This is a genomic window from Pantoea jilinensis (assembly GCF_019104105.1).
Classification (GTDB): Bacteria; Pseudomonadota; Gammaproteobacteria; order Enterobacterales; family Enterobacteriaceae; genus Pantoea; species Pantoea eucalypti.
Genome location: NZ_CP077746.1, coordinates 417,655 through 439,488, shown reverse-complemented (window position 1 = coordinate 439,488; position 21,834 = coordinate 417,655). Strand labels below are relative to the sequence as shown.

Below are 21,834 nucleotides of genomic sequence, written 5' to 3'. Positions count from 1 at the left end.
CGTCTCTTAGAAAGTAAGAATGCGATCGTAGCTGGCCAGCATCTGCCGCAGTGCCGGCGCGTCCAGCAGGGTAACATCCAGCAACCGGTCAGCGTCAACCTTTAACCCTCGCGCAATCAGGGAGTCCTGGCAGAGATAGCACTGTTCAATGTCATACAGCGGCAGCACGCCAAAGGTCGCGGCATAGTGACGGCTCTTAATCGTCTCTGGTTGCTGATGAAGATTAAGCTGCAATACGCCATCACCAATAAAAAACAGGCCGATATCGTCACTGAGCGCGCCCGTGGCCAGCGCGGCATCCAGCCCTTCGCGCCCTGCACTGCTGCCGTGCGGCGCACGGGTAAAAACAAATGCGACACGATTCATCAGAACTGCACCATGCGTTCACAGCTCAGCGCGGCTTCCGCCAGCGCACCCAACCCACTCAGGGTAAAACCCGGCTGCAGGTTACTGCCCGCCAGCTGGAGCCGGTCCGCTTCCTGCGAATCGCTGACGCCGCGACGCAGCGCGGCCGCGACACAGATGTTCAATGCCACACCGTGCTCCTGATGCAAGGCCTGCCACGCACGTACAAGGTCAAATTCATCACTGGCAGGCGCGGTGAGCTGGTTAGCATTCAGCACCCCTTCGCGATAGAAGAACACGCTGTCGAGTTGATGGCCCGCCGTCAGCAGTGCACGGGCGAACAGGTATGCACTGGTCGCCTGTTGCGTCCCATAAGCCGGGCCGGTCACCATCAGGGTGTAGCGCATTACCGATCCTGTCCCACAAAGTCGCCATTTTTAAACTGACGGATGTAGAGATAGACAGTGTGTTTCGAAATGTTCAGCCGATCCGCAACCTGGTTGATGGCATCTTTGATGTCGAAGATCCCCTTCTCATACAGGTTCAGCACAATCTGACGATTCTTGGCGTTGTTCGATACATTGCGGTCAGCACTCACCTCTTCAATGGTGAACTCCAGCGTCTGCATCACCAGATCATCGACCGAACTGGCGAAGTTGACATTGGAGTCAACCTGCTGCATCTCGGGTGGCATAAAGGTCGACATGATTTGTGAAAACGGCACATCAAGGTTCATGTTGATGCAGAGCAGGCCAATGACCCGTTGCTGACGGTTGCGAATCGCAATGGTGACAGACTTCATCAGCACGCCGCTTTTGGCGCGCGTGAAATAGGCACGGGAGACATTGCTGTCCGCGCCATGCATGTCGTGCAGCATACGCAGGGCTAAATCAGTGATAGGCGAACCGACTTTACGACCGGTGTGTTCTCCATTGGCGATACGTACGGCCGAACACTTAAGATCTTCAAGCGAATGCAGGACAATTTCACAATGCGAGCCGATCAGCATCGCCAGGCCATCCACGACAGCCTCGTACGATTTCAGAATATCGTAATCGGATTGTTCGAACGGGCGCTGCTCCAGAAGATCGAAGTCGCTCAGTTCACCCGGATTGAATGGATTAGACATTGAAGAGTATCACCCTGAATGGCTGGAGCCTGTCACAGCGGCTTATGGGCAGACTCAATATTGGGATAATTAGGCAGGCATTAGTCTGGCAAATGTCGTCGGCTTATGCCAGAGGTTTGTCGTGAAGCTAAAATGAAACCGCCGCCCGGAGGCGGCGGTCAGCAGATTACTGCGCTTTTTCTGCCGCAGCAGGCGCAGGCGCCTGTGCTTTTTCATCTGCTTTAGGCGCTGGTTTGATATCAAGCAGTTCAACATCAAATACCAGGGTGGAGTTAGCCGGGATGCCCGGAACGCCATTTTTGCCGTAAGCCAGATTTGGTGGGATCACCAGCTTGATCTTGCCGCCTTTCTTCACATGCTTCAGACCTTCGGTCCAGCCTGGGATAACACCATCCAGACGGAACGAGAGTGGCTCACCACGGGTATAAGAGTTGTCGAATTCAGTACCATCAATCAGCGTACCTTTGTAGTTCACCACTACGGTATCGCTGTCTTTAGGTGCGTCGCCGGTCCCTTCTTTCTCAACTTTATACAGCAGGCCGCTTTCGGTTTTCTTCACGCCACTCTCTTTAGCAAATTTGGTCGCGAACGCTTCACCCTTTTCAGAGTTCTCTTTCGCATCTTTTTCCATTTTCGCTGAGGCTGCGCCTTTCACGCGGCCTTCAAAGGATTGCAGCGTCTGCTCAATCTCTTCATCAGACAGTTTGCTCTTACCACCAAATGCATCCTGAACACCAGCAATCAGCTGCTGCTTATCCAGTTTGATGCCCAGTTTTTCCTGCTCCTTCAGGGAGTTGTCCATGTAGCGACCCAGTGAAGCACCCAGTGCATAGGCAGACTGCTGGTCTTCATCTTTGAAAGCAGCATTCTTAGGTGCCTGTGGCGCGGACTGTGGCGCAGCAGCGGGTGCAGCCTGTGGGGCCGCAGCGGTGTCTGCCGCCATTGCCAGCGGAGCATTCAGTGCAACAGCCATGGTGGTAGCTAACAATGTGACTTTAAACAGTGATTTCATCCATTCTCCAAAACCGAAGCGTCTAACCTCGGGAAACATTGCGGACTTCAGGGTCCACACTATAACTTTACGTGGCAGTGGCGAACACTCCCACAATGTAATTACCCGGTCTACCTCCGACCTTTATAACATCGGGAAGTTTCATCAGAGATGATGCCGCGCAGCCTTTTTTCAAGCGCAACGCTGGAGGTAGTGAAAAAAACAGGTGATTCCTGGCATTCAGGTCGTAGAATCATGCCCCGAGTCGCACCTTAACAGAGGAACAGGTCATGCAACAATCTGAGTGGGAACAGCGTCTGGAGACGTTAGAGAGTAAACTGGCCTTTCAGGAGATGACGATCGATCAGCTAAACAGCGCAGTGGTTCAGCATGAGCTTGAGATGAATAAAATGCGTGAACAGATGCGCATTTTAACTGACAAGCTCAAAGCGAATGCGCCCTCGATGGTCGCCTCACAGTCTGAAGAGACGCCGCCCCCGCACTACTGATCGCGGGCCATCTGGCCCCGGTTCAGCCGGGCTGAACCAGAGTAACGACCAAAAGAAAGGCCACCCGGAGGTGGCCTTTAAAGGACTGTTGAGACTTAGTGGCTGCAACCGCAACCGCCAGTTCCGCAACCGCCTTTACCGTGATCATGGTCGTGGTCGTGGTCGTGATCATGGCCGTGATCGTGGTCATGATGATGGCCATCTGCACCGTGAACATGGCCATGAGCCAGTTCTTCTGGTGTGGCTTCACGGATAGCAACCACTTCAACGTTGAAGTTCAGGTTCTGACCCGCCAGCATGTGGTTACCATCAACCACGACGTGTTCATCTTCAACTTCAGTGATTTCTACTGGCACCGGACCCTGATCGGTCTCTGCCAGGAAACGCATGCCAACCTGCAGTTCATCAACACCCATGAACACGTCTTTAGGAACGCGCTGCACCAGGTTGTCGTCATACTGACCGTAAGCATCGTTTGCCGGGATATGCACGTCAAACTTGTCGCCGGCAATGTGGTTTTCCAGCGCATTTTCCAGACCAGAAATCAGGGAACCATGACCGTGCAGGTAGTCTAACGGTGCACTCACCGGTGACTCGTCAACTAACACGCCGTCTTCTGTACGTACCTGATAGGCCAGGCTTACCACCAGGTCTTTTGCTACTTTCATGATATCTCCTAACCGTTGAGAGCTGAGATCCCGTCTCATTGGTCTATTCTTGCGTGCAATAACACCAACCAGAAAGGTTCGGGGCTGAGTACAAGAGGGATTTCACATTCTCTTGCGACTTAAGCCTTAATGGCGGTAATTGTAACGGAATTCAATCCCGCTGTAAGTTCAAGCGTAAAAAAAGCTGCCCGATTCCGCTACTCAGGATGGAAAATGCCAATAACCTGTTCATTTGAGCGAACCTGATCGCGCGCCTGCTTATCCGCCTCGCGCATCTGATGACCACACTTCACGCACTCCACCACATCAACATTATTTTCACGCCACATCGCCAGCGTGTCCTTTTCCTGACAGTGCGGGCATGTCGCACCGGCAATAAAACGTTTACGCATTAGCTTCTGCCTGTTTTAAGAGATTATTGGTCATCGTCCCAGCCGTCGAACTGCCGCTTCTCGTGCTGCATTTCGCGCTGGAAGATATCTTCCAGTTCACGCCGTGCTTCACGGACTCGTGAAGCCTGCGCCGCACTTTCAGAGAGATTAGGCATCAGCTCACGCAACATCCGCATATCAAGCCGGCGGAAATGTTGCTGGGCGCGGTGCGCCTGATGCGGATGCATCCCCAGCGTCATCAATGTTTTACGTCCCAGCTCCAGCGCACTGGAGAAGGTCTCGCGCGAGAACTGCGTGACGCCTGCCTGTAACAGCTCATGGGCTTCGACGCGGCCACGGGCGCGCGCCTGAATCTGCAGCTGCGGAAAATGCTGCTGGCACAGATGCACGATCGTCATCACATCTTCCGGTTCATTGCAGGTGATGACAATTGACTGCGCGTTGGCTGCACCGGCTGCCCGAAGTAACTCCAGTTCGGTAGCATCGCCGTAATAGACCTTATAGCCATATTTCCGCATCAGACTTACCACACTGATGTCGCGCTCCAGCACGGTGATGCGTTTATTGTTCGCCATCAACAAGCGTCCCACCACCTGACCGAAGCGACCAAAGCCCACCACAATCACCTGTGGCTGATCATCTTCAACAAAGTGTTTTTCTGCATCTTCATCCGTCTCGTTGAAGCGGCGTGCCAGCAGACGATCGACTCCCTTCATCAGCAGCGGCGTGGTCATCATCGACAGCGTCACCGTCACCAGCAGCATCGGCAGTTGCTCGCCTGAGAAGAGCTTTGCCGAGGATGCCGCTGAAAATAGCACAAAGGCGAACTCACCACCCTGACTCAGCACACCCGCGAACTGCTGTCGCTCTGAACTGCGCAGGCCATAAATGCGCGCCAGCACATAGAGCACCCCTGTTTTCACCGCCACCAGCGTCACCACACCCAGCAGGATGGTCACAATATGGGTATAGAGCACACCGAGATTGAGCGCCATGCCTACCGAAATAAAGAACAGGCCCAGCAGTAAACCTTTGAACGGGTCGATAGCCACTTCCAGCTCATGGCGGTATTCACTCTCCGCCAGCAGGATCCCGGCAATAAACGTACCCAGCGCCATCGACAGGCCCAGCGCATCCATAAACAGCGCGGAACCCAGCACCAGCAGCAGCGACGCCGCGGTAAAGACCTCGCGCACGCCCGATGCGGCGATGTAACGGAAGATTGGCCGCAGCAGATAGCGTCCGCCTACCAGCATGCCGGCAAACGCCAGCACTTTCATGCCAACCTTCATCCAGTCGATATGGCCGCTGTCGGTCCCGGCCAGCAGCGGGATCAGCGCCAGGGCAGGAATAACCGCGATATCCTGGAACAGCAGCACCGAAAAACCCAGCTGACCCGCTTCGCTGCGGTTCATGCCTTTATCCATCATCAGCTGCAGCGCCATGGCGGTCGAGGACATCGCCAGGCCAATCCCGCCGATGATCGCCGCCTGCCAGCTAAAATGGGTCAGCCACAATAAGCCGCCGAGAATGGCTGCGGAGAAGATGACCTGCGCCGCGCCGACCCCAAAAATGGAGCGGCGCAGCGCCCACAGCTTTGCCGGGTTCAGCTCCAGCCCGATAATAAACATCAGGAAAACCACGCCGAGCTCAGAGAAGTGAAGAATCTCGTCGACGTCGCTGATAAAACCTAATCCCCACGGGCCGATGGCGATACCCGCCACCAGATAACCCAGAACTGCACCAATACCGAGGCGAGCCGCCACCGGTACAATCAAGACCGCCGCGACCAGATAAATCACCCCCGCGGTCAGCAGCGTTTGCCCTTCCATCTATACCCCTCCATTCAGCAGCGGTGCCGCGAGCCAGTCACCATAAGCGCGGGCGTAATTTTTCAATAATTCAGGACTCTGACGACGTGCCATGTAAACAATCATCGGCGGCATCCAGTGCATACGGCACATCCGGGCGGTCAGCTCAAAAGGCCGCATAATGTCATTGAGCGAATAGCGGTTCAGACCCTGCTGCTTAAAGGCACTTTCCGGTTCGCCGGTCGTCACCACGCTGCGCCAGTATTTACCTTCAAGTGCATTGCCATCCACGCCATTGGCGAAGCCGCGGGACAGAACCCGATCCAGCCACTCTTTCAGCAATGCCGGACAGCTGTAGGTATAGAGCGGATGCTGAAAAATGATCACGTCATGTTCGCGCAGTAACTGTTGTTCATGATGAATATCGATAAAAAAATCCGGATAGGCCGCGTACAGATCGTGCACGGTGACGTGTTCCAGTGCCTGAGCCGGCTGTAACAAAATCCGATTCGCGATCGAATCCTGTGATTCCGGATGAGCATAAAGCAGCAAAACCCTGGGTGGCTGCGACATCCTTTCCCTCCAAAGCGTCGTCATTGGTGCGGTTTTCAGCTACCATGCACGACGCAGCAAAATCTCATTATGTTGCCAGTAAATTAACATATTCTGACGATACGGCGCTTACATGATTGTCTTCTCAGCCTTACAAATTCGCCGCGGCATCCGCGTCCTGCTCGACAATGCCACCGCCACCATTAATCCCGGTCAGAAGGTCGGGCTGGTGGGTAAAAACGGCTGTGGGAAATCCACGCTGCTGTCGCTGTTAAAAGGTGAAATCACCAGCGATGCCGGCACCGTCACGTTCCCCGCTCACTGGGCGCTGGCCTGGGTGAATCAGGAAACGCCAGCGCTGGATAAAGCCGCGCTGGAGTACGTGATTGATGGCGATCGCCAGTTTCGTCAGCTTGAAGCCGAGCTGGCGGACGCCAATCTGCGTGACGATGGCAATGCCATTGCGCTGCTGCATGGCCAGCTGGACGCGGTGCAGGCGTGGAGCATTCATGCGCGCGCCTCAAGCCTGTTGCACGGCCTGGGCTTCAGTCAGGAGCAGTTGCAACGGCCGGTCAGCGACTTTTCTGGTGGCTGGCGCATGCGCCTCAATCTGGCACAGGCGCTGATTTGCCGTTCCGATCTGCTGTTGCTGGATGAACCGACCAACCACCTCGATCTCGATGCGGTGATCTGGCTGGAGCGCTGGCTGAAAAGTTATGAAGGCACACTGATCCTGATCTCGCACGATCGTGACTTCCTCGATCCGGTCATCGACAAAATTATTCATATCGAACAGGAGTCGATGTTCGAATATACCGGCAACTACAGCTCCTTTGAACGGCAGCGCGTCGCCAAGCTGGCTCAGCAGCAGGCGCTGTATGAGAGTCAGCAGGAGAAAGTCGCGCATTTGCACAGCTACATTGATCGCTTCCGCGCCCAGGCGACCAAGGCGAAGCAGGCACAGAGCCGCATCAAGATGCTGGAGCGCATGGAGATGATTGCGCCCGCCCATGTTGATAATCCATTCAGCTTCACCTTCCGCAAGCCGGAAAACCTGCCTAATCCACTGATGAAGATGGAGAAGGTCACCGCAGGTTATGGCGATCGCATCATTCTCGACGCGATCAAGCTCAACCTGGTGCCAGGCTCACGCATCGGCCTGCTGGGACGTAACGGAGCCGGTAAATCCACCCTGATTAAGCTGCTGGCAGGTGAGCTGGAGGCGATGCATGGCAAGATGGGGCTGGCGAAAGGGATCAAGCTTGGTTACTTCGCCCAGCATCAGCTGGAGTACCTGCGGGCCGATGAGTCACCGCTGCAGCATCTGTCGCGCATTGCGCCTGACGTGCTGGAACAGCAGCTGCGCGACTATCTGGGCGGCTTCGATTTCCGCGGCGACAAAGTCACGGAGAACACTGAGCGCTTCTCCGGCGGTGAGAAAGCGCGACTGGTGCTGGCGCTGATTGTCTGGCAACGCCCTAACCTGCTGTTGCTCGATGAACCAACTAACCACCTGGATCTTGATATGCGCCAGGCGCTGACCGAAGCGCTGATCGACTTCGAAGGTGCACTGGTGGTGGTCTCGCATGACCGTCACCTGCTGCGCGCGACCACGGACGATCTCTATCTGGTGCATGATGGCAAAGTGGATGTGTTTGAGGGCGACCTCGAAGATTATCAGCAGTGGCTGAGCGATCTGCAGAAACAGCAGGCGCAACAGGATGCCGCGCCGAAACTGGATAACGGTAACAGCGCCCAGGCGCGTAAAGATCAAAAGCGCCGTGATGCCGAACTGCGCACTCAGACCCAGCCGCTGCGCAAAGAGATAGAGAAGCTGGAAAAGCAGATGAGCAAATGGCAGAGCCAGCTGGCCGATGCCGAAGCGCAGCTCGCAGACAGTGCGATTTATGATCAGAGCCGAAAAGCGGACCTGACCACTGCACTCAAGCGGCAGGCGGAAAGTAAATCTGCGCTGGAAGAGGTTGAGATGGCGTGGCTGGAAGCCCAGGAACAGCTCGAACAGATTATGGCCTCATAAAAAATCTCCCCGCTTGCGGGGAGATGCTTTTTAACGGGGTTTGTCGCCCAGTACCGTTGCCCGCTGCATGATCCGACGGGCCGGATAATAGTCGGCATTGGCATAATGCTGCGTGACCCGATTATCCCAGATAGCCAGATCGTCTGGCTGCCAGCGCCAGCGCACCTGAAACTCCGGTTTGGTGGCGTGCGCAAACAGGAAGCCCAGCACCGCATCACTCTCCTTCTCGCTTAAATCCAGGATCCGCGTGGTAAAGCCTTCATTCACAAACAGCGCTTTTTTGCCGCTGACCGGATGCGTGCGGATTACCGGATGCTGCACGGGTGGATGTTTTGCCACCGCCTGCTGCCAGCGCAGATGTTCTTCCTCCGTTTTGCGGTACTTATACTCCTGGAATGATTTTTTAACATCATGCTCGGCGCGGAGACCCTCCAGCAACTGCTTAAAAGGCACTGACAGCGCCTCGTAAGCGGCGATGCCACTGGTCCAGAGCGTGTCACCGCCCGCTTCCGGTAAGACTTTGGATGCCAGCAGCGCGACAGCCGGTGGTGTTTCGATAAAGGTGACATCGGTGTGCCAGTTGTCATTATCCGGCGGATTATCCTGATGGGTATCGAGCACGATAATCTCTTCGACGCCCTCCGCATGGGGATAGACCGGATGGATATGCAGGTCGCCAAAACGGATTGCCAGTGCGCGATGCTGTTCCGGCGTTATTTTCTGGTCCCGCAGAAACAGCACCTGATGACGCAGCAAGCCATGATACAGCTGCTCAAACTGCGCATCACTCAATGGCCGTGAGACATCCAGGTTTGAGACCTGCGCGCCTATGTAAGGGCCAAGCGGGGTAAAACTCAGACGTTCATTCATGATTGTTCTCCACTCCAGGGCGTCAGACGGCGCTGCAACGCACGAAGCCCGAGTTCTAAGCTAAAAGCGATAAAAGCAATCACGGCGATACCCGCCAGCACCACATCGGTGGCGAGGAATTCTCCCGCTGACTGCACCATAAAACCGAGGCCACGCGTGGCGGCAATCAGCTCCGCCGCCACCAGCGTTGACCAGCCCACCCCGAGCCCAATGCGCAGGCCGGTCAGAATCTCCGGCAGCGCGCCCGGCAGAATCACCCAGCGCAGCAGCTGCCAGCGGTTAGCTCCCAGCGAGCGCGCCGCACGAATCCGTACCTGCTGGGTGTTACGCACCCCGGCCAGCGTGGAGAGCGTCACCGGCGCGAAGATGGCCAGGCTGATCAGCAGGATTTTCGACGTCTCACCAATGCCAAACCAGATCACCATCAGCGGCAGATAGGCAAGTGGCGGAATCGGGCGATAAAGCTCAATAAGCGGATCAAGCAGACCGCGAGCTACCGGGCTGAGGCCCATCAGAATCCCCACCGGAATGCCGATGACGGCAGCCGCGGTCAGCGCAATCAGCATCCGCGTCAGGCTGGCGGCCAGATGCTGCCACAGCGTGGCATCCATAAAGCCCTGGGCGCTGGCAATCAGCAGCAGCTTGCTGAAAACCTGCTGTGGCGACGGCAGGAACAGCGGAGCAATCAGGCCCAGCGCGGTCACGCCCCACCAGAGCAGCAACAGCAGAGAGAGACTCAGCATGCTCAGCGTGAACGTGGTTGAAAATGGCCAGCGCAAACGACGGCGCACCGGCAGAGACTTGTCGTGGATTAACGCGCTCATGCAAACGCCTCCCGCTGGTCAAATACGCGGCTCAGCACATATTCGCGCTGGGCGATAAACTGCGGATCGGATTTTATGCTGCGGCACGACTCACCTGCGGCAAAGCGCTGACCAAAGCCGGACCGCAAGCGTTCCACGATGCGGCCGGGTCCTGGCGACAGCAGAATCAGTTCGCTGGCCAGGAAAATAGCCTCTTCTATATCGTGCGTAATCAGCAGGATCTGTTTACCGCTGTCGCGCCACAGCGTCAGCAGCAGGGTCTGCATCTGCTCGCGGGTAAAGGCATCCAGTGCGCCAAATGGCTCGTCAAGCAGCAGCAGTTGCGGATCGGTCGCCAGCGCGCGCGCAATGCCGACCCGCTGCCGCTGACCGCCTGACAACTGCCAGATGGCGCGCTTCTCCGCCCCTTCCAGCCCCACCTGCCTGATGAGCTTCCGTGCGATGGCCTCGCGCGCCGGGCGCGACATCCCCGCCAGCTGCAGACCAAAGGCAACGTTATCCAGCACGTTACGCCATGGCAGTAAGCCTTCATGCTGAAACACCACGCCGCGCTCCGCACCAGGCCCCGTCACTGGCTGGTTATCCAGCGTGATGCTGCCCGACTCCACCGGCAGAAATCCGGCAACCAGATTAAGCAGCGTGGTTTTGCCGCAGCCGGAGGGGCCGAGCACCACCAGCAGTTCATGGCTATCCAGCTGCAAATTGATATCCTGCAACACCGGTTGTCCGGCATAACGGGCATGAAGATGAGCGATACGCAGCATCGTGCCTCCTTAGGGTTTAACTAATGGTGCGACGAAACGGGAGGTCACATAGCTGCTGTAGTCGTTATCCGCCTGCGGCACCCGGCCCTGTGCTTTCAGAAACTGCGCAGTATCGACGATCGCTTTATTGACCGGTTTGCCCAGCTGCTCAACCTGCTGCTGCGCCGTGAGGTAGGTATTGCCCTTCACCAGATCCGGCACCTGCGCTTCCGGCACACCGCTAAGGCGGGAGAGTTTGCTGAGATTATCGGGCTGCTTCAGCCAGCTATCGGGGCTGTTAAGATAGGCCTGCTGCGCATCAAGCGCGCTGCGGGCAAATGCGGTCACGATCTCCGGATGCTGCTCAGCGAAATCTTTGCGGACCACCCAGACATCCAGCGTCGGCGATCCCCAGCTCCCCACTGCCGCCGAGTCGGTCAGCACTTTGCCCTGTTTTTCCAGTTCATTCACCGCAGGCGCCCAGACGTAAGCGCCATCAATGTCGCCACGCTGCCACGCCGCGATAATCGCAGGCGGCTGCAGATTAACCAGCTGTACCTGCGACGGCTTGATGCCCCAGTGTTTCAGTGCAGCAAGCAGGCTGTAGTGGGTGGTAGAGATGAACGGCACCGCGATGCGCTTGCCGATGAGATCGCTGGGAGTGATGATGTTCTTCTTTACCACCAGCGCTTCAGAGTTGCCCAGCTGTGAGGCAAGCAGAAAGGCTTCGATTGGCAGCTTTTGCGCCGCTGCGACCGCTAACGGACTGGAGCCGATATTGCCAATCTGGACGTCGCCGGACGCCAGCGCGCGCAATACGCCTGCACCGCTGTCAAACTTACGCCAGTCGACGCTGGCCCCGCTTTCTTTGGCAAAACTGTCATCAGCCTGTGCCACTTTCGCCGGTTCGGCAGAGGTCTGGTACGCGACGGTGACATTGACTGCATCAGCCCGAAACGCCAGCAGTGCCATCGCTGCGGCTAAGAAAGTTAAACGTGTTGCTGCCATGATCACTACCCCACCGGTTTTATCGTGGAGGCAGTGTCTCTGCACGCAATAGTTTCATAAAGGAATTAAAAATTATCCCTAATAGAAATAAGTTCTTAGATCACTATCTGCAAAACTAAGCTGAAAATCGCAAATGCTGAAAATAGCTAAAGTAAGCAAAAATGTCAGGCGCTCACATTGTGCCTGTGTTATTGATATGCGTTCCCAATTATTGCCTGTTAAGGTCTTTGAATCCGATGTCGATCGAGAAAGTCGCTCAGCTGGCTGGCGTTTCCAAAGCCACGGTATCGCGGGTTCTCAACGCGCATCCCGGCGTAAAGCCCGATACGCGTGAGAAAGTTCTGGCGGCAATCTCTGCCTGCGACTATCAGCCCAACTTACTGGCGCGTCAGCTGCGGACGGCGCAAAGCCACATGCTGCTGGTGCTGATCTCGGATATTACCAACCCCTTCTGTTCGCGCGTGGTTCAGGGCATTGAAGCCGAAGCAGAACTGCACGGCTATCACATTCTGCTTTGCAACTCCGCCTCGCAGCTTCAGCGTGAAGCCGCCTATCTTTCGCTGCTGACCGGAAAAGTGGTGGATGGCGTTATTACCATGGATGCTGCTTCAGGCTTACCGGATTTACAGGCGCTGATCGCCGGTGCGCCCTGGGTGCAGTGCTGTGAATTTGATCCGGATATCCCCGCCTCCTCAGTCAGCATTGATCACCAGGAGGCAGCCCGCGACACCGTCCATTATCTCGCCGGGAAAGGGCGTAAACGCATCGGGCTGGTCAATGGCGATATGCGTTACCTGTACTCACATCATCGGGAAAAGGGTTACCGGCAGGCAATTGAGGAGCTGGGATATGCATGGTCCGGCATCTCCTATACCTACGAGATCTCCTGTGAGGCGGGCAGCCAGGCACTGAGAGAACTCATGGCGCTACCGGAACCGCCGGACGCAGTGTTTGCGGTGTCAGACGTGCTGGCGGTGGGCGTGGTGCATGCGGCGCTGGAAGCCGGTCTGCGCGTGCCGGAAGATCTGGCGGTGGTCGGGTTTGATGGTGTGTCGTTTACCCGCAGCCTCAATCCGCCACTGACCACCATCGAGCAACCGATGAACCAACTGGGCGCGCGCAGTGTGCAGCTGCTGCTGCAGAAGATCCGCAACCCGAACGCGCCGGTGATGCGTGAGGTGCTGCCCTGGACGCGCGTTGAACGCGCATCCAGCTGACTCAGTGCCAGATTAATAGCACGCAGGCAGCGGTCAGCAGCCCCATGGCGAGGTTAAATATTCTCCAGGCGCGGCGACTGCGCAGAATGCGACCAATCATCGCGCCAAATCCCATCCAGATGACGCCCGACACCAGATTAACCAGAAACATACCGACGCTTATGGCCATCACGGAATGACGATACGCATCACCGGCCAGACTGAAGCTGGCGACCGCGCCCAGCGCCATCAGCCAGGCTTTGGGGTTGATCAGCTGTAGCAGCCCGCCCTGCCAGAACGGCATTGGCGCATCCGGTGCCTGGTCAGTTTCCAGCTTTGCATAGCTGGCGGTGGCTATCTTCCACGCCAGCCAGAGCAGATAGAGGCTACCGGCGATTTTCAGCATCAGATGCAGCGAGGGATAGAGCAGGATCAAACCGCCTACGCCAAAGGCCACCATCAGCAGCATCACCTGCATGCCGATCATGATGCCGATCATCAGCGGAATCGTGCGCAGAAAGCCAAAATTAGCGCCCGAGGCGGTGAGTAACATATTATTGGGGCCTGGCGTAATGGCCGCGACCCACAGAAATCCCAACATTGATAAGAAAAGACTCAGTTCCATGGCAATCGGGTACTCCTTACCCTGCAATAAAAAACTTATCGAAGCTAACAGTGTGATATGGAACAGACAAGCTTTTACCACATGAAATTTACCGGCCCGGAAAACGAGCAGTTCAGACCACCTGACACGCTGCGTAACGCGCATCTGCAGACGATGCTGCCGCGCCTGTTACGTCGCCGTATCACCTTCGCTCCTCACTGGCAGCGTCTCGATCTGCCCGATGGCGATTTCGTCGATCTCGCCTGGAGCGAAGATCCGCAGCTGGCGCAGCATAAACCGCGCGTGGTGCTGTTTCATGGACTGGAGGGCAGCTTTCAGAGTCCCTATATTCATGGCCTGATGGCGATCTGCCGCGCACGCGGCTGGCTGGCAGTAGTGATGCATTTTCGCGGCTGCAGCGGCGAACCTAACCGGCTGAACCGCATCTATCACTCCGGCGAAACTGAAGATGCCCGCTTCTTCCTGCGCTGGCTGCGCACCCGCTGGGGTCATGTGCCTACCGCCGCCGTGGGTTTCTCGCTGGGCGGCAACATGCTGGGCTGCCTGCTCGGCCAGCAGGGTGCCGCAGCGGAGGTAGATGCCGCCGTGATTGTCTCCGCCCCGCTGCTGCTGGAACCGTGCAGCGTGAAACTGGAACGCGGCTTCTCGCGCTTCTATCAGTACTACCTGCTGGCGCAGCTCAAGAAAAATGCCCGCCGCAAACTGCATGCCTGGCCGGACACCCTGCCGGTTAATCTGGCACAGCTCAAAGCGATGCGGCGACTGCGCGATTTTGATGATGCGATTACAGCCCGCGCCCACGGTTTTGTCGATGCAGCAGATTACTATCATCGTGCCAGCGCCATGCCCTGGCTGAAACACACAGAGAAACCGCTGCTGATTATCCACGCCAAAGACGATCCCTTTATGAGTGATGAGGTGATCCCGCACAGCAGCCAATTATCTGCCACTATTACTTATCAACTGACACCCTACGGCGGCCACGTCGGTTTTGTCGGCGGAACGCTACGCCAGCCTGAAATGTGGCTGGAACAGCGCATCCCGCAGTGGATCGCCCCTTTTCTGGATAACTGATCTTGTGATTATTCCCTGGCAACAGGTCTCACCTGAGACCCTTGAAAATCTGATTGAAACCTTTGTGCTGCGTGAAGGCACAGACTATGGCGAGCAGGAACGCAGCCTCCTGGACAAGGTAGCTGATGTGCGACGCCAGCTGGAAACCGGTGAAGTGGTGCTGGTGTGGTCGGAACTGCATGAATCGGTCAATATCATGCCGCGCAAAGAATTTCGTGGCTGATGCACCCGGCATCATTTCATGATAACAATGCTCATCGCCCGACCTCACAGGGAGCTTTTCTATGTCTGCACGTCATCCCATTATCGCGGTGACCGGTTCCAGCGGTGCAGGAACCACCACCACCAGCCTCGCGTTTCGTAAAATCTTTCAGCAGCTCGATCTTCATGCTGCTGAGCTTGAAGGCGACAGCTTTCACCGCTTTACCCGCCCTGAAATGGATATGGCGATTCGTAAGGCGCGCGATTTAGGACGTCACGTCAGCTACTTTGGCCCGGAAGCCAATGACTTTGGTCTGCTGGAGCAGAGCTTTAAAGAGTATGGTCAAAGCGGACAGGGCCAGTCGCGTAAATATCTGCACACCTACGATGAAGCCGTACCGTGGAATCAGGTGCCCGGCACCTTTACGCCCTGGCAGCCGCTGCCGCAGAACACTGACATTCTGTTCTATGAAGGACTGCACGGCGGCGTGGTGACGGCGCAGCATAACGTGGCGGAACAGGTTGATTTGCTGGTGGGCGTTGTGCCCATTGTTAACCTGGAGTGGATTCAGAAGCTGGTGCGCGACACCGGCGAGCGCGGTCATTCACGCGAAGCAGTGATGGATTCCGTGGTGCGTTCGATGGAAGATTACATCAATTTCATCACGCCACAGTTCTCGCGCACCCACATCAACTTTCAGCGCGTCCCGACCGTCGACACCTCAAACCCGTTCGCTGCCCGCGCCATTCCGTCACTGGATGAGAGCCTTGTGGTGATTCATTTCCAGGCGCTGGAAGATATCGACTTCCCCTACCTGCTGGCGATGCTGCAGGGTTCGTTTATCTCGCACATCAATACGCTGGTCGTGCCCGGCGGCAAAATGGGTCTGGCGATGGAGCTGATCATGGGTCCGCTGGTGAAGCGGCTGATGGAAGGTAAGCGGATAGAGTAAGAGGTCAGCAAAAAAAACGCAGAGAGCAGAGGCCTTTCGCAAAGATGTAAAACTGGCATTTCTGCGGGGAAAGGCTTACTGCTGAGCTGGCTTCAGGGAGCATACACCTTTCGCAAAGACGCAAAACCGCCATCCCTGGCAGGCTCAGCGCGGGCCATCCCTGGCCCGCTATGCTTTGCTACAGGCATATGCTCCCTTCGCTTCACGTCCGGCAACCACATCCGTTTTCAGAAAGGTCGCCACTGAAAAAACCTGGTGACAAAGAATCTTACAGCAACACCTAAGCTCAACACGCCGGGAACAGGGTCAGAAGAGGAAAGCGTCCCGCGACTGGGACAAAAACGCCGGGAGCGTTTTTAAACAACGCAAAGCGTTGGCCCGGTATGGGCGCACCTCAGGGATGAGGTGCGTAATAGCGCGGGCATAGTCTTAAAGCGGACTCTCTATGCAGGAACGGCACGACACCAGACCGACTCCGAATTGGCCCGCGACTTTAAAATGCCCTTCAGCCTGTTACAGCTCAATCACTTCATAGCTATGCGTAATCGTCACGCCTTTACCCAGCATGATGGCCACCGAACAATATTTTTCAGCAGAAAGATCCACCGCGCGTGAGACCGCTTTATCCTGGAGCGCTTTACCACTCACGATAAAATGCAGGTTGATGTGCGTAAAGATTCGCGGCGCCTCTTCACGACGTTCTGAGGTCAGTTTTACTTCACAATCAGCCACATCGTTACGGCCTTTTTGCAGAATTGATACCACGTCAATCGCGCTGCATCCGCCGGCCGCCATCAGCACCATCTCCATTGGGCTGGGCGCTTTATCGCCCGAATTTCCATCCATCAGTATCTGATGGCCGGATGAGGATTCTCCGAGGAATGTCAGTCCTTCTACCCACTTCACTCTTGCCTGCATGATTTTTGCTCCGGAATACGCTGTTTTGTCGCCAGAGTACGCTTTCGCCTGGTAAACAGCAATCCAGAGAAATCCGCCTGTAGCTGAAGCGAGACAACACAAGACAGTCGGCAAAAGCTGTGCTACAAACAGTGCTGAAAATATTTTTCGTCACCCGATGGCGAAGCCGGGAAGAATGATGCGCACTGCGCCTGATGCGGCCCGAATAATTTCCTGAAAGGGAAACGCTTGAAGCTTTCACCGCCTGACAGGGAAAACTGCCCCCTGTATTTTGGGCACGATTACAACAGAGGATAATAGCGAATGGTTCTCGGCAAACCGCAAACAGACCCTACACTCGAATGGTTCCTGTCCCATTGCCATATTCACAAGTATCCATCCAAAAGTACGCTGATTCACCAAGGTGAAAAAGCAGAAACGCTTTACTACATCGTGAAAGGTTCCGTCGCGGTTCTGATTAAAGATGAAGAAGGCAAAGAGATGATTCTTTCCTACCTGAATCAGGGCGATTTCATTGGTGAGCTTGGCCTGTTCGAAGAAGGCCAGGAGCGCAGCGCCTGGGTACGTGCGAAAAGCGCGTGCGAAGTGGCGGAGATTTCTTACAAGAAATTCCGTCAGCTGATTCAGGTTAATCCCGACATCCTGATGCGACTCTCCTCGCAGATGGCGCGTCGCCTGCAGGTCACGTCTGAAAAAGTGGGTAACCTCGCTTTCCTCGACGTCACCGGACGCATTGCACAGACCCTGCTCAACCTGGCGAAGCAGCCAGATGCCATGACGCATCCCGACGGCATGCAAATTAAAATCACTCGTCAGGAAATTGGCCAGATTGTGGGTTGTTCACGCGAAACCGTGGGCCGTATTTTGAAGATGCTGGAAGATCAGAACCTGATCTCCGCACACGGCAAAACCATCGTCGTTTACGGCACCCGCTAATTCCTGTCACCCACGGCGTGATGGCAACATCACGCCGTTATTGTTTGTGTTGGGCCGATGTGGCGTCGAATTATTTACCATCCTGAAGTCAACTACGCCTTGCGGCAAACGCTGGTGCTTTGTCTGCCCGTCGCGCTGGGCTGGCTGGCTGGCGACCTGCAAAAAGGTCTGCTGTTCTCGTTAGTGCCTGCCTGCTGCAATATTGCCGGTCTGGATACCCCGCATAAACGCTTTTTCAAACGCCTGATTGTGGGTGGCAGCCTGTTTGCCCTCGGCAGCTTCCTGATTCAGTGGCTCACCCTGCATGCCATTCCGCTGCCGCTCATCCTGTTCGCCATGCCCCTGCTGCTCGGCGTGACGGGTGAGATCAGCCCGCTGCATGGTCGTCTGCTGCCCGGCACGCTTATCGCCGCCATTTTTACCCTGAGCCTCATTGGCCGCATGCCCATCTATGTTACCCCGCTGCTCTACATCGGCGGCACGCTCTGGTATGGGCTGTTTAACTGGTTCTGGTTCTGGCTGTGGAAAGAGCAGCCGATGCGCGAAAGCCTCAGCCTGATCTACCGCGAGCTGGCTAACTACTGCGACGCCAAATACACCCTGCTGACGCAGCTGACCGACCCGGAAAAGGCACTGCCGCCGCTGCTGGCGCGTCAGCAGAAAGTGGTCGATCTGATTAACACCTGCTATCAGCAGATGCACATGCTGTCGGCAAGCCGCGATCACAGCCATAAGCGGCTGACGCGCGCCTTTCAGGTGGCGCTGGATCTGCAGGAACACATCTCGGTTAGTCTGCATCGGCCGGAAGAGGTGCAGAAGCTGGTCGAACAGAGCCATGCCGAAGCGGTGATCCGCTGGAATGCCAAAACCATTTCGGCCCGGCTACGGGTGCTGGCGGATAACATCCTTTATCATCAGCTACCCGATCGCTTTGCGATGGACAAACAGCTTGGCGCGCTGGAGAAGATCGCCCATCAGCATCCCGACAATCCGGTGGGTAACTTCTGTCTTTACCACTTCAACCGCATTGCGCGGGTGCTGCGCACGCAGAAACCGCTGTATCAGCGTGATCTGATGGCGGATCGTCAGCGCCGTCTGCCGCTGTTACCGGCGCTGCGCAGTTATCTCTCTTTTCGCTCGTCAGCGCTGCGCACCGCCGGACGCTTTGCGGTAATGCTGATGCTGGGCAGTGCACTGGCGCTGTTCTTCAACATCCCCAAACCTTACTGGATCCTGATGACCATCATGTTCGTCAGCCAGAACGGTTACAGCGCTACGCGTGTTCGCATCCAGCACCGTGCGCTGGGCACCTTTGCCGGTCTGGTGATTGCGGCCGCCACGTTGCGGCTGGCGGTACCGGAGTCGCTGGTGCTGCTGATCATGCTGGCAATAACCTTTATCAGCTATCGCTTTACGCGCCAGTTCTATGGCTGGTCAATGATTGGCTTTACGGTCACGGCGGTTTACTCGCTGCAATTGCTGTCGCTGAATGGCGCGCAGTTTCTGCTGCCGCGACTGATGGATACGCTGATGGGCTGTCTGATCGCCTTTGGCGGAATGCTGTGGCTGTGGCCGCAGTGGCAGAGTGGCTTACTGCGACAGAACGCCCATGATGCGCTGGAAGCCGATCAGGACGCACTGAGATTGTTGCTGGGTAACGAACAGTCACCTGAGAAACTGGCGTATCAGCGCGTGAAGGTGAATCAGGCGCACAATGCGCTGTTTAACTCGCTGAATCAGGCGATGCAGGAACCCGCGTTTAACTCCCGCTATCTGAGTGATATGCGGCTCTGGGTCACGCACAGTCAGTTTATTGTTGAGCACATTAATGCCATAACGATTCTGGCGCGGGAGCACACTATGCTGACCGACTCGCTGGCAGAACGCTATCTGCAATCCTGTGAAATCGCGCTACAGCGGTGTCAGCAGCGGCTGGAATATGATGGTGAAAGCTCACAGGTTAATCTGCTGGATGATCTTGAGAACATCAGTGAGGGACCTGTCACGGTGGTGGAACAGCATGTGCGACGTATTCTTGACCATCTGAGCGTGATGTACACCATCTCCTCACTGGCATGGAACCAGCGACCACAACATGGCCGCTGGCTGATCAGACGCTTACGTAAAAACTAGCCTAGCCGTTAAGCACCTTGCCGACGGCGGTGGCGAAGCGGCGCATGCCCTCTTCGATATCGGCCGGTTCGATAATCAGTGACGGCGCAAAACGCATCACGTCGGTGCCGGCAACCAGCACCATCACGCCCTCAGCGGCGGCGGCATTCAGTATGTCGCGTGACTTCCCGGCATGCTGAGGTTTAAGCGCGGCGCCAATCAGCAACCCCTTGCCGCGAATGTCACTGAACAAGTCATACTTCGCATCAATGGCCTGCAGCGCTGTGACAAAGTGCTCACGCCGCATATCGACACCCGCCAGCACGTCCGGCGTATTGATAATATCCAGCGCCGTTTCAGCGATGGCGCAGGCCAGCGGATTGCCGCCATACGTGGTCCCATGCACGCCTGGTGCCATGGTCGAGGCGATCTCGTTAGTGGTCAGCATGGCGCTGACCGGGAAACCGCCGCCCAGCGCTTTGGCTGAGGTCAGAATATCGGGCTGGACGCCATAATGCTCATAGGCGAACAGTTTGCCGCTGCGTCCCATGCCACTCTGCACTTCATCCAGCACCAGCAGCGCCTGATGCTGATCGCAAAGCTCGCGCAGTCCCTGCATAAATTCCTGCGTCGCGGGCACTACGCCGCCTTCGCCCTGAATCGGTTCAACCACGATGGCGCAGGTGTGGTCGTCGATTACCGCTTTCACTGCATCAAGGTCATTAAACGGCACGTGGACGATATCCGCCGGTTTCGGCCCGAACCCGTCGGAATATTTTGGCTGTCCGCCGACCGTAACGGTAAACAGCGTCCGGCCATGAAAGGCGTTATGGAAGGCGATGATTTTACTTTTAAACGGGCTGTGACGTTTGCAGGCGTAGTAGCGCGCCAGCTTAAACGCGGCTTCGTTGGCTTCGGCACCGGAGTTGGCAAAGAAGACGCGATCGGCAAAGGTCGCCTGGATTAACTTACTGGCAAGGCGCAGCGCCGGTTCGTTGGTGAAGACGTTGCTGGTGTGCCACAGCGTCTCGCCCTGGCTTTTCAGCGTCTCCACCAGCGCAGGATGGCAGTGTCCAAGTGCGGTGACGGCGATACCACCCGAGAAATCGATATACTCTTTGCCCTGCTGATCCCATACACGGCTGCCCTTGCCTTTTACCGGCACGAACTGCGCAGGTGCATAAACAGGCAAAATAACGTTATCGAACGTCTCCCGCGTGACCGCAATTTTTTCCGCTGCCATTGATGACCCCATTTAAATGATTATTGTGCAAACATGAAATAATAATCACAAAATATGCATAAAAAATCACTCAAAGGCAACTTATTGCTCAAGGAAATTGCGCAGCAGCAGATGTCCCTGCTCGCTGAGAATGCTCTCGGGATGGAACTGTACGCCTTCCAGCGCCAGAGTTTTGTGGCGGAATCCCATAATTTCGTCAGGCTCGCCGTCACGCATCGTCCAGGCCGTCACCTCGAACGCCTCGGGCAGAGTATCGCGCTGCACAATCAGCGAGTGATAGCGGGTCACGGTAAGGGGATTATTGAGATTGCGAAACACGCCCTGGCCGGTGTGCTGAATGGCAGAGGTTTTGCCGTGCATCACCTGACGCGCACGTACCACCTGCGCGCCATACGCCTGCGCAATCGCCTGATGGCCCAGGCAGACGCCCAGCACCGGCAGCTGTCCGGCGAAGTGCCGGATTGCCGCCAGCGAGATGCCTGATTCCGACGGCGTGCAGGGGCCAGGCGAGATGGCCAGATGGGTCAGTGGCAGCGCCGCCATCTGCTCCAGCGTGATGGCATCATTGCGCACCACCTGAACCTGCGCGCCCAGCTCGCAGAAATATTGATAGAGATTCCAGGTAAAGGAGTCGTAATTGTCGATAAGCAGCAGCATGACGTGTCCAGAATGATAAACCGCGCCGCTATTCTACGC

24 protein-coding genes are annotated in these 21,834 nt (G+C 56.2%); 8 read left to right on the top strand and 16 right to left on the bottom strand.

Annotated features, from left to right (window positions below):
• Positions 1-6: 6 nt before the first annotated feature.
• From tusC to fkpA, 4 genes are all read right to left on the bottom strand, one after another.
• Positions 7-366: a sulfurtransferase complex subunit TusC gene (gene tusC, locus KTJ90_RS02025; protein WP_008926258.1), complete on the bottom strand. Its 360-nt coding sequence runs from the start codon at positions 364-366 to the stop codon at positions 7-9.
• A complete protein-coding gene (tusD, locus tag KTJ90_RS02020) occupies positions 366-752 on the bottom strand; it encodes a sulfurtransferase complex subunit TusD (protein WP_008926259.1) in 387 nt (128 codons plus the stop codon). The genes tusC and tusD overlap by 1 nt, the downstream gene beginning before the upstream one ends.
• On the bottom strand, positions 752-1,474 hold the full coding sequence (locus KTJ90_RS02015; RefSeq protein ID WP_003852919.1) for a helix-turn-helix transcriptional regulator: 723 nt from the start codon (positions 1,472-1,474) through the stop codon (positions 752-754). Before KTJ90_RS02015 ends, tusD begins: the two co-directional genes overlap by 1 nt.
• 166 nt (positions 1,475-1,640) lie before the next feature.
• A complete protein-coding gene (fkpA, locus tag KTJ90_RS02010; protein ID WP_003852921.1) occupies positions 1,641-2,486 on the bottom strand; it encodes an FKBP-type peptidyl-prolyl cis-trans isomerase in 846 nt (281 codons plus the stop codon).
• A 269-nt stretch (positions 2,487-2,755) separates the two neighbouring features.
• On the opposite strand from fkpA, the gene KTJ90_RS02005 reads away from it, so the two are divergent.
• Positions 2,756-2,974, top strand: coding sequence for a SlyX family protein (locus tag KTJ90_RS02005; RefSeq protein ID WP_003852923.1), 219 nt, complete (start codon positions 2,756-2,758; stop codon positions 2,972-2,974).
• Positions 2,975-3,069: 95 nt separating this feature from the next.
• On the opposite strand, the gene slyD is transcribed toward KTJ90_RS02005, so the two are convergent.
• The 4 genes from slyD to kefG form a co-directional block, all read right to left on the bottom strand.
• Positions 3,070-3,642, bottom strand: coding sequence for an FKBP-type peptidyl-prolyl cis-trans isomerase (gene slyD / locus KTJ90_RS02000; RefSeq protein ID WP_499025904.1), 573 nt, complete (start codon positions 3,640-3,642; stop codon positions 3,070-3,072).
• 197 nt (positions 3,643-3,839) lie between these two features.
• Entirely contained in the window at positions 3,840-4,034 is a 195-nt protein-coding gene (locus tag KTJ90_RS01995; protein WP_003852926.1) for a YheV family putative zinc ribbon protein, read from the bottom strand.
• A gap of 23 nt (positions 4,035-4,057) precedes the next feature.
• The gene (gene kefB / locus KTJ90_RS01990; protein WP_003852928.1) at positions 4,058-5,866 is read right to left on the bottom strand and encodes a glutathione-regulated potassium-efflux system protein KefB; all 1,809 of its coding nucleotides are present in this window, start codon (positions 5,864-5,866) and stop codon (positions 4,058-4,060) included.
• Positions 5,867-6,418 carry a glutathione-regulated potassium-efflux system ancillary protein KefG gene (kefG, locus tag KTJ90_RS01985; RefSeq protein ID WP_003852930.1) on the bottom strand — a complete coding sequence of 184 codons (552 nt, stop codon included), beginning with the start codon at positions 6,416-6,418 and terminating at the stop codon, positions 5,867-5,869.
• 112 nt (positions 6,419-6,530) lie between these two features.
• Between kefG and KTJ90_RS01980 the strand changes: the two genes are divergently transcribed.
• A complete protein-coding gene (locus tag KTJ90_RS01980; RefSeq protein ID WP_003852931.1) occupies positions 6,531-8,435 on the top strand; it encodes an ABC transporter ATP-binding protein in 1,905 nt (634 codons plus the stop codon).
• Positions 8,436-8,465: 30 nt separating this feature from the next.
• On the opposite strand, the gene tauD is transcribed toward KTJ90_RS01980, so the two are convergent.
• Genes tauD through tauA form a run of 4 tightly spaced genes read right to left on the bottom strand, consistent with a single transcriptional unit; the run spans position 8,466 to position 11,880 of the window.
• The gene (gene tauD, locus KTJ90_RS01975) at positions 8,466-9,305 is read right to left on the bottom strand and encodes a taurine dioxygenase (RefSeq protein ID WP_499025903.1); all 840 of its coding nucleotides are present in this window, start codon (positions 9,303-9,305) and stop codon (positions 8,466-8,468) included.
• A complete protein-coding gene (gene tauC / locus KTJ90_RS01970) occupies positions 9,302-10,129 on the bottom strand; it encodes a taurine ABC transporter permease TauC (RefSeq protein ID WP_003852935.1) in 828 nt (275 codons plus the stop codon). The genes tauD and tauC overlap by 4 nt, the downstream gene beginning before the upstream one ends.
• Entirely contained in the window at positions 10,126-10,893 is a 768-nt protein-coding gene (tauB, locus tag KTJ90_RS01965) for a taurine ABC transporter ATP-binding subunit (RefSeq protein WP_499025902.1), read from the bottom strand. Before tauB ends, tauC begins: the two co-directional genes overlap by 4 nt.
• Positions 10,894-10,902: 9 nt before the next feature.
• On the bottom strand, positions 10,903-11,880 hold the full coding sequence (tauA, locus tag KTJ90_RS01960; protein WP_003852939.1) for a taurine ABC transporter substrate-binding protein: 978 nt from the start codon (positions 11,878-11,880) through the stop codon (positions 10,903-10,905).
• 236 nt (positions 11,881-12,116) lie between these two features.
• Here tauA and KTJ90_RS01955 point away from each other — a divergent pair, with 236 nt between their 5' ends.
• A complete protein-coding gene (locus tag KTJ90_RS01955; RefSeq protein WP_003852940.1) occupies positions 12,117-13,097 on the top strand; it encodes a LacI family DNA-binding transcriptional regulator in 981 nt (326 codons plus the stop codon).
• 1 nt (position 13,098) lies between these two features.
• Here KTJ90_RS01955 and KTJ90_RS01950 read toward each other — a convergent pair whose 3' ends face one another.
• Positions 13,099-13,701, bottom strand: coding sequence for a LysE family translocator (locus KTJ90_RS01950; RefSeq protein ID WP_003852942.1), 603 nt, complete (start codon positions 13,699-13,701; stop codon positions 13,099-13,101).
• A 57-nt stretch (positions 13,702-13,758) separates the two neighbouring features.
• On the opposite strand from KTJ90_RS01950, the gene KTJ90_RS01945 reads away from it, so the two are divergent.
• The 3 genes from KTJ90_RS01945 (at position 13,759) to KTJ90_RS01935 (ending at position 15,929) form a co-directional block, all read left to right on the top strand.
• Positions 13,759-14,775 (top strand): hydrolase, encoded by a 1,017-nt coding sequence (locus KTJ90_RS01945; RefSeq protein ID WP_033762842.1) that lies wholly within the window; start codon positions 13,759-13,761, stop codon positions 14,773-14,775.
• A 4-nt stretch (positions 14,776-14,779) separates the two neighbouring features.
• Positions 14,780-14,998 (top strand): YheU family protein, encoded by a 219-nt coding sequence (locus tag KTJ90_RS01940; RefSeq protein WP_003852945.1) that lies wholly within the window; start codon positions 14,780-14,782, stop codon positions 14,996-14,998.
• 61 nt (positions 14,999-15,059) lie between these two features.
• Entirely contained in the window at positions 15,060-15,929 is an 870-nt protein-coding gene (locus tag KTJ90_RS01935) for a phosphoribulokinase (RefSeq protein ID WP_499025901.1), read from the top strand.
• Positions 15,930-16,442: 513 nt separating this feature from the next.
• On the opposite strand, the gene KTJ90_RS01930 is transcribed toward KTJ90_RS01935, so the two are convergent.
• Positions 16,443-16,847: an OsmC family protein gene (locus KTJ90_RS01930; RefSeq protein WP_003852949.1), complete on the bottom strand. Its 405-nt coding sequence runs from the start codon at positions 16,845-16,847 to the stop codon at positions 16,443-16,445.
• Positions 16,848-17,150: 303 nt separating this feature from the next.
• Here KTJ90_RS01930 and crp point away from each other — a divergent pair, with 303 nt between their 5' ends.
• On the top strand, positions 17,151-17,783 hold the full coding sequence (gene crp / locus KTJ90_RS01925; RefSeq protein ID WP_003852956.1) for a cAMP-activated global transcriptional regulator CRP: 633 nt from the start codon (positions 17,151-17,153) through the stop codon (positions 17,781-17,783).
• Positions 17,784-17,840: 57 nt separating this feature from the next.
• Positions 17,841-19,916 (top strand): YccS/YhfK family putative transporter, encoded by a 2,076-nt coding sequence (locus tag KTJ90_RS01920; RefSeq protein WP_003852957.1) that lies wholly within the window; start codon positions 17,841-17,843, stop codon positions 19,914-19,916.
• 1 nt (position 19,917) lies between these two features.
• On the opposite strand, the gene argD is transcribed toward KTJ90_RS01920, so the two are convergent.
• On the bottom strand, positions 19,918-21,138 hold the full coding sequence (gene argD, locus KTJ90_RS01915; protein WP_003852959.1) for a bifunctional acetylornithine/succinyldiaminopimelate transaminase: 1,221 nt from the start codon (positions 21,136-21,138) through the stop codon (positions 19,918-19,920).
• An 81-nt stretch (positions 21,139-21,219) separates the two neighbouring features.
• A complete protein-coding gene (locus KTJ90_RS01910) occupies positions 21,220-21,795 on the bottom strand; it encodes an aminodeoxychorismate/anthranilate synthase component II (RefSeq protein ID WP_003852961.1) in 576 nt (191 codons plus the stop codon).
• Positions 21,796-21,834 lie beyond the last annotated feature (39 nt).

Excerpts from the sequence above, each read along its gene's own strand:
- KTJ90_RS01910 (WP_003852961.1), bottom strand. The coding sequence starts at position 21,795 with ATGCTGCTGCTTATCGACAATTACGACTCCTTTACCTGGAATCTCTAT.
- kefG (WP_003852930.1), bottom strand. The coding sequence starts at position 6,418 with ATGTCGCAGCCACCCAGGGTTTTGCTGCTTTATGCTCATCCGGAATCA.
- KTJ90_RS02015 (WP_003852919.1), bottom strand. The coding sequence starts at position 1,474 with ATGTCTAATCCATTCAATCCGGGTGAACTGAGCGACTTCGATCTTCTG.
- tauB (WP_499025902.1), bottom strand. The coding sequence starts at position 10,893 with ATGCTGCGTATCGCTCATCTTCATGCCCGTTATGCCGGACAACCGGTG.
- tauA (WP_003852939.1), bottom strand. The coding sequence starts at position 11,880 with ATGGCAGCAACACGTTTAACTTTCTTAGCCGCAGCGATGGCACTGCTG.
- kefB (WP_003852928.1), bottom strand. The coding sequence starts at position 5,866 with ATGGAAGGGCAAACGCTGCTGACCGCGGGGGTGATTTATCTGGTCGCG.
- KTJ90_RS01935 (WP_499025901.1), top strand. The coding sequence starts at position 15,060 with ATGTCTGCACGTCATCCCATTATCGCGGTGACCGGTTCCAGCGGTGCA.
- KTJ90_RS01950 (WP_003852942.1), bottom strand. The coding sequence starts at position 13,701 with ATGGAACTGAGTCTTTTCTTATCAATGTTGGGATTTCTGTGGGTCGCG.
- KTJ90_RS01995 (WP_003852926.1), bottom strand. The coding sequence starts at position 4,034 with ATGCGTAAACGTTTTATTGCCGGTGCGACATGCCCGCACTGTCAGGAA.
- slyD (WP_499025904.1), bottom strand. The coding sequence starts at position 3,642 with ATGAAAGTAGCAAAAGACCTGGTGGTAAGCCTGGCCTATCAGGTACGT.
- tauD (WP_499025903.1), bottom strand. The coding sequence starts at position 9,305 with ATGAATGAACGTCTGAGTTTTACCCCGCTTGGCCCTTACATAGGCGCG.
- crp (WP_003852956.1), top strand. The coding sequence starts at position 17,151 with ATGGTTCTCGGCAAACCGCAAACAGACCCTACACTCGAATGGTTCCTG.
- fkpA (WP_003852921.1), bottom strand. The coding sequence starts at position 2,486 with ATGAAATCACTGTTTAAAGTCACATTGTTAGCTACCACCATGGCTGTT.
- KTJ90_RS01955 (WP_003852940.1), top strand. The coding sequence starts at position 12,117 with ATGTCGATCGAGAAAGTCGCTCAGCTGGCTGGCGTTTCCAAAGCCACG.
- tusC (WP_008926258.1), bottom strand. The coding sequence starts at position 366 with ATGAATCGTGTCGCATTTGTTTTTACCCGTGCGCCGCACGGCAGCAGT.
- KTJ90_RS01945 (WP_033762842.1), top strand. The coding sequence starts at position 13,759 with ATGGAACAGACAAGCTTTTACCACATGAAATTTACCGGCCCGGAAAAC.
- KTJ90_RS02005 (WP_003852923.1), top strand. The coding sequence starts at position 2,756 with ATGCAACAATCTGAGTGGGAACAGCGTCTGGAGACGTTAGAGAGTAAA.
- KTJ90_RS01920 (WP_003852957.1), top strand. The coding sequence starts at position 17,841 with ATGTGGCGTCGAATTATTTACCATCCTGAAGTCAACTACGCCTTGCGG.
- KTJ90_RS01980 (WP_003852931.1), top strand. The coding sequence starts at position 6,531 with ATGATTGTCTTCTCAGCCTTACAAATTCGCCGCGGCATCCGCGTCCTG.
- tauC (WP_003852935.1), bottom strand. The coding sequence starts at position 10,129 with ATGAGCGCGTTAATCCACGACAAGTCTCTGCCGGTGCGCCGTCGTTTG.
- tusD (WP_008926259.1), bottom strand. The coding sequence starts at position 752 with ATGCGCTACACCCTGATGGTGACCGGCCCGGCTTATGGGACGCAACAG.
- KTJ90_RS01930 (WP_003852949.1), bottom strand. The coding sequence starts at position 16,847 with ATGCAGGCAAGAGTGAAGTGGGTAGAAGGACTGACATTCCTCGGAGAA.
- argD (WP_003852959.1), bottom strand. The coding sequence starts at position 21,138 with ATGGCAGCGGAAAAAATTGCGGTCACGCGGGAGACGTTCGATAACGTT.